At 24.5% G+C, this 5,083-nt stretch carries 10 protein-coding genes and 1 pseudogene; all 11 read right to left on the bottom strand.

The features are described from left to right. Window positions 1-127: 127 nt before the first annotated feature. Window positions 128-520 (bottom strand): hypothetical protein, encoded by a 393-nt coding sequence (locus tag HGPT_RS07685; RefSeq protein WP_019139260.1) that lies wholly within the window; start codon window positions 518-520, stop codon window positions 128-130. Window positions 521-664: 144 nt separating this feature from the next. After that, on the bottom strand, window positions 665-1,141 hold the full coding sequence (locus HGPT_RS07690; RefSeq protein ID WP_019139261.1) for a hypothetical protein: 477 nt from the start codon (window positions 1,139-1,141) through the stop codon (window positions 665-667). Between the two features lie 569 nt (window positions 1,142-1,710). Next, window positions 1,711-2,049 (bottom strand): hypothetical protein, encoded by a 339-nt coding sequence (locus tag HGPT_RS07695; protein ID WP_019139262.1) that lies wholly within the window; start codon window positions 2,047-2,049, stop codon window positions 1,711-1,713. Window positions 2,050-2,065: 16 nt separating this feature from the next. Further along, window positions 2,066-2,251, bottom strand: coding sequence for a hypothetical protein (locus HGPT_RS07700; protein WP_019139263.1), 186 nt, complete (start codon window positions 2,249-2,251; stop codon window positions 2,066-2,068). Window positions 2,252-2,387: 136 nt separating this feature from the next. Next, a complete protein-coding gene (locus HGPT_RS07705) occupies window positions 2,388-2,636 on the bottom strand; it encodes a hypothetical protein (protein WP_019139264.1) in 249 nt (82 codons plus the stop codon). Window positions 2,637-2,847: 211 nt separating this feature from the next. After that, window positions 2,848-3,252: an HIRAN domain-containing protein gene (locus tag HGPT_RS07710; protein ID WP_019139265.1), complete on the bottom strand. Its 405-nt coding sequence runs from the start codon at window positions 3,250-3,252 to the stop codon at window positions 2,848-2,850. A 176-nt stretch (window positions 3,253-3,428) separates the two neighbouring features. Further along, a complete protein-coding gene (locus HGPT_RS07715) occupies window positions 3,429-3,725 on the bottom strand; it encodes a hypothetical protein (RefSeq protein WP_019139266.1) in 297 nt (98 codons plus the stop codon). 9 nt (window positions 3,726-3,734) lie between these two features. Continuing rightward, window positions 3,735-4,046: a hypothetical protein gene (locus HGPT_RS07720; RefSeq protein WP_019139267.1), complete on the bottom strand. Its 312-nt coding sequence runs from the start codon at window positions 4,044-4,046 to the stop codon at window positions 3,735-3,737. 316 nt (window positions 4,047-4,362) lie between these two features. Then, complete coding sequence (locus tag HGPT_RS07725; protein WP_019139268.1) at window positions 4,363-4,581, bottom strand: hypothetical protein; 219 nt, start codon at window positions 4,579-4,581, stop codon at window positions 4,363-4,365. A gap of 17 nt (window positions 4,582-4,598) precedes the next feature. Further along, window positions 4,599-4,817, bottom strand: coding sequence for a hypothetical protein (locus HGPT_RS07730; RefSeq protein ID WP_019139269.1), 219 nt, complete (start codon window positions 4,815-4,817; stop codon window positions 4,599-4,601). Window positions 4,818-4,835: 18 nt separating this feature from the next. Then, window positions 4,836-5,083 (bottom strand): annotated as a pseudogene (locus HGPT_RS07735) (hypothetical protein); the annotation flags it as partial.

The raw sequence follows: 5,083 nt of genomic DNA on the forward strand, positions 1-5,083 counted from the left end.
GAAGAAATGATTACACTAGAAAAACACTTTGTAATTTGTAACCCACAGGCAAGGGCCATTAACCTTTATTTTTTTTCTATGCCAATTAAAAAAATTCTTGCAGGATTTGCCTGCAAGAATTATAAAACTATATAAAATCTCTTTGATTAAAAATTCCCTCGTTTATATCCTCATACTCTTCTTCTTCAATCTCCATGTATTTTATTTCATCAGCGTTAAATGAAGCTTGAAGTTTTTCAACCATTTCAATTTCATCTTTATTAAAAAAGAAAATTTCAAATCTTTGATAGTGTCCTTGAAAATGAGTGCGTTCAATCATCATTATATAATCAGTAGGTTCATAATCATAAAAATCTAAATCTATCTCTCTATCAGTTGCAAAAAGCAAATCATCAGTTAAACCAGCTTCTTTTTCTAAAATACAAAATTCGCCATAATTAGGAAAATTATTTTCCATGTACTCTCTAATTTCTATTTCTAAATTATGTTTAACATCTGCTTCAACTTCATAAACTCTCATAATTAATTCTCCTTTTATCCTTTTTATTCTCTCTCTTGTAAATAATAAGTAACTTAAAAGGACTAAAAGATATATAGAAAAACTATGGAAAATTTATTTAATTTTTTGCCAATTCAAAAAAAAGGATAGAATTTTAATCTATCCTTAATCACCTAATATAACTTCTTTAAAATCCAGATTATAAACTTGACAAATTCTCATAAGAATGTCAATTGCTCTTGTAGTGTAATCATACCTTGAAAAAATCTTAGGTTCTTCTTTATTCACACCAACAGTTGTATTTATGCTTTGACAAACTGAAAGTAAAGAGCAAATCAAATCCTCTTTATCAGTTGGCTTGCTACTATAAGTTTTAAGAGCAACTTCAAGTGAATAATCAAGGTCGCCTTTTTCTATAACATTACAAATAACGAAATCAGAATAAATTTCACAAACTAATTTTTTAATTTTTTCAGTATTTGCTTTAGTCTTATTTTTTAAAACCAACCCAATAAGCTTATTTAATTTTTCAATTACAGTAAACCTATAATCTAAAACATCAATTGAAAAAATGAAATTTGTATTTTTAGCATTAATTACAATAGCCTTATTAGTTTCTTTTATACTTTGAATAGTTGTCATATTTAATCTCCTTTTATCCTTATTGTTCTCTCTCTTGTAAATAATAAATAACTTAAAATAAGATGAAATTATATTAAACTTAAACCCAAATGTGATCTAATATCTTGCCTATTAAAGACAAAAAAATATCCTATGTTTTTCACATAGGATATAGGACAAAGAAAATTATTGAGAAATTAATTATATATATTATCGAACAACAAAAAGGAAATCTTTTCTCTGTCCTTGTAGATAATAAATACCTTAAAGTTATATAAAAATATATTGAAATGAAAAAAAGCCTTTGTAAGAAATACAAAGACTTTATATTAAAAAGTAGAAAAGAAATTATTTTACTTTTATATACGAAACTAAGGCTTGTATTTTAATATCTTAAACGAAACTAAAAAGATTTTTATAACGGTTTTCTAAAACTGACTAACTAATTGGACTGATTAATTTTATCAAATTTTTTTCTTTTCTACTCTTGAATTTAATATACCTTAATAAGATGAAAAATTTTTAATTTTCAAAAATTACTTTATATACAAAAAAATTCCCATCAAATAGTGAGAATTTTTTTAACATCATTAAATTATAGCATTATTCTTTATACGATTTAAAAAATCATATAAATCTATATCTGTTAAAGCATTAAAATCATCAGAAGTATTAAACCTATAATTGATATAGGAAGCATTTCCATTTATAGACCAGTCAAATTCTAAAGATTTATCAAGCTTCCAAAATTCTTCAGCTAATTTTTCAAAAAACATTTCTAAAAAAATATTAGTAAAAGAAGGAGCCTCTTCAAACGTTCTTGCAATTTCCCAAACCTCTTCTTCAGTAGGTTCAACATCGTAACCAAAAATTTCAACGGCTTGGTCGACTAAATCATTTAAAATCAATCCAATATTATATTCAAACATAAAACTAACTCCTTAATCAAATCACAACATCTTTAACATAAGAAATCTTAAATCTTAAAGATTCAGCTTTTCTAAACATTTCTTTTTTTTCATTTATTCTATTTATTTCTTTTCTAAATTCAGCATAATCAGAGCATTTAGAATGACAACCTAACATTCTTCTACTACATTCGTAACAGCAATTTACCCTATTAGTTATCATAATTCATTTCTCCTTTTTATTATCCTTATTGTTCTCTCTCTTGTAGATAATAAATAACTTAAAATAAGAAAATAATATATAGAAAAGAAAAAAATAAGAGAAGATGTTATTCTTCTCTTATTAAACAATCATTAAATTATCTCATATATGAATTAAACAAGAACAATAAAGTTCTATTGTAATTATCAGGAAATACTAATTCCTTAAAATACTTATCAATTTCATCGTCAGTTAATTCGTTAAAGTTCATATTATTTTCAGGTTTATTTTCAAATCCACCAGAATTCCTTTTATTTTCTAACCACATAATAGTTTCTTTTCTAATTTCTTCTTGTGTGTGTTCATTTAAATATTTTTGATATTCTTCATACATTTCCTTATACATAATCATTTCTCCTTTTTAATTATTGTTTATTTTATTATTTCTCTTTCTTACAGATAATAAGTATCTTAAAATTTGAAATTGATATATTGTAGTTTTTGTTTCAGGTTTACATATTACATCAACCTAAAGTAACATTGCATATTTATTGATACTATTCCTTTTCTGTTTATTCTTTGCCAATAAAATATCAAAAAAATTTAATCTATATTAACTATTGATAAATAATGAAATCAGCATAAACTTCTGAAAAATTGTATTTAAAACCATTTCTTTTAACACCTTGATATAAGATAAGCTTAGTTTTATATCTCTTTTTAAAATCCATAACCTCTCTTAATTTAAAAGTATCTTCTTTAGGAATGTAACCAATATGACCTTCACCCAAAACAAAAACAGCTATTGCATTAGGATCTTTTGGATTATTCGGCTCTGGTCTAAAATAAGCAATATTCTTAATAACTTTTTTATAAATATATGGGAATTTTTCGACAAAAGTAAAACCATTATCTTTAACCCTTTTTTCTCCAATAGAATTATCAATAAAAATATTTCTCAAAATATCTTGTTTAGAATCAACAAAATGACCTCGAACATTACATTTAAAAATTTCTTTCAAAATTACACCCCCATTATATTATTTTCTTTAATAATAAATAACTTAATAGAAGATCAAATTATATTGTAAATATTAAGAATGTAATATAATATGAAAAATATCCAGAATAAAAGCCTTTTTAGCTAAAACCAAAAAATGAGAGTTAAACCCTTATTTAACCCTCATTTACTCCCTCACTAAAAATTATCACTATTAAACTTTTCAGGAAAAACCCACTCTTCAAAATACCAGTCTATTTCATCATCACTTAAATCATTGAAATTCATATTATTTTCAGCCTGATTTTCAAAAGCACCAGAAGCCCTGGTATTTTCTAACCACATAATAGTTTCTTTTCTAATTTCCTCTTTTGAATGTTCATTAACATACTTCTTGTACTCATCAAACATTTTTCCCATAGTTTTCTTATACTCCTTATAATCCTTTTCAAAATCATCATCAGAATAATTAGTTGCTTCATAAATATTACTCATATAGCCTCCTTAGGATTCTAAAAAAGAAACCTTAAAACAATTTTCAATAAAATCTTTAACAATATCTTCATCTATATTTTCCTTAACAGAATTCAAATTTTCATCATAAATGCCCCAATCCATTAGAGTATCTATCCAATAAGACTCCTTTAAAGGTAAATTGGCAACAATTTCATCTTCAATACGATAATTAATTGCTCCATTTGCAAGAAGAACGGCCTCCATGTCTTCCCAGCAAAGATTGTTAACTAATCTTCTTAAATCTTCATATTCAATCAATTCAACAGCTTCAATTAATCTTTCATTTACTTTAATACTCATAATAAAATCTCCTTTTTGTTTTGTTATTTGTTTCTCTCTCTTGTAGATAATAAATAACTTAAAAGAATAAATAATTATATTGAGTTTTTATTTTTTTGTTACAAGCTTAAAACATACATTTTATCTATTTGAAGTAAAAATTAATTTCCCTTTCAAATTTTACTAATAAAGAAGAAATCCCCCTATAGCAATAAACTATAAGAGGATTTCTAGAACATTAAAAGAAACTCATAGTAGCAAATAAAAAGATAAAAAATATTTGTTACTACATTTATAATATACCTTAAATCTTAAAACTTTTCACATTTTTTTAAAATTAATTCAAAGAATTTATTATATATTCTATACCCTCTCTTTCATCAATAACATAATCTGAAATAAGATATATATCTTTTAACAATGCAAACTGACTATAATCATTATATACCAATATACAAACAGTGGACTTATCCTCAAAATTCATTTCCCTATATTCTTCAAAATCCATCAAATAATCATTTAATTCCAAATAATCCATTAATAAAAATTTATCCAAATTGAAACCCCCTTTTTTTATAACGTAAAAGCTTCTGGATAGGATTTTCTCAAATTATATACTTTATATCCCTTATCCCACAAAATATTACAAACATCTTCTAAATCAACGCTATCATAATCTTCAACTTCTGCAAACTCATATAATTCGCCCTCTGTCATTATACAAGAATTAAAAATATCATCAGAATAATCATCATCTTTTACAATCTCAAAAAGTTCTAAATATTTACTCATTTTTTACTCCTTAAATAATCAATTAATACAAATTCTTTCTAATTCTTTAATTGTATTTAAATCTTCTTCATCAATTTCTGTAAAGTAACTGAAATCAGCAAACATCAAATCTTGTATAATTAATTCTAAAGCCTCAACCTCTGCATTATCTTTTCTAAAATCAATGGCATTAGCAAGTTCTCCGTCAACGAATGTATTTCTTCTAAAATTAATCAAATCATATTCAGCTTGAATTTCATGTTCTCCATCTTCTGTTGTAGTATAAG

Source organism: Peptoniphilus timonensis JC401, from assembly GCF_000312025.1.
Classification (GTDB): Bacteria; Bacillota; Clostridia; order Tissierellales; family Peptoniphilaceae; genus Peptoniphilus_A; species Peptoniphilus_A timonensis.

Excerpts from the sequence above, each read along its gene's own strand:
- HGPT_RS07685 (WP_019139260.1), bottom strand. The coding sequence starts at position 520 with ATGAGAGTTTATGAAGTTGAAGCAGATGTTAAACATAATTTAGAAATA.
- HGPT_RS07690 (WP_019139261.1), bottom strand. The coding sequence starts at position 1,141 with ATGACAACTATTCAAAGTATAAAAGAAACTAATAAGGCTATTGTAATT.
- HGPT_RS07695 (WP_019139262.1), bottom strand. The coding sequence starts at position 2,049 with ATGTTTGAATATAATATTGGATTGATTTTAAATGATTTAGTCGACCAA.
- HGPT_RS07700 (WP_019139263.1), bottom strand. The coding sequence starts at position 2,251 with ATGATAACTAATAGGGTAAATTGCTGTTACGAATGTAGTAGAAGAATG.
- HGPT_RS07705 (WP_019139264.1), bottom strand. The coding sequence starts at position 2,636 with ATGTATAAGGAAATGTATGAAGAATATCAAAAATATTTAAATGAACAC.
- HGPT_RS07715 (WP_019139266.1), bottom strand. The coding sequence starts at position 3,725 with ATGAGTAATATTTATGAAGCAACTAATTATTCTGATGATGATTTTGAA.
- HGPT_RS07720 (WP_019139267.1), bottom strand. The coding sequence starts at position 4,046 with ATGAGTATTAAAGTAAATGAAAGATTAATTGAAGCTGTTGAATTGATT.
- HGPT_RS07730 (WP_019139269.1), bottom strand. The coding sequence starts at position 4,817 with ATGAGTAAATATTTAGAACTTTTTGAGATTGTAAAAGATGATGATTAT.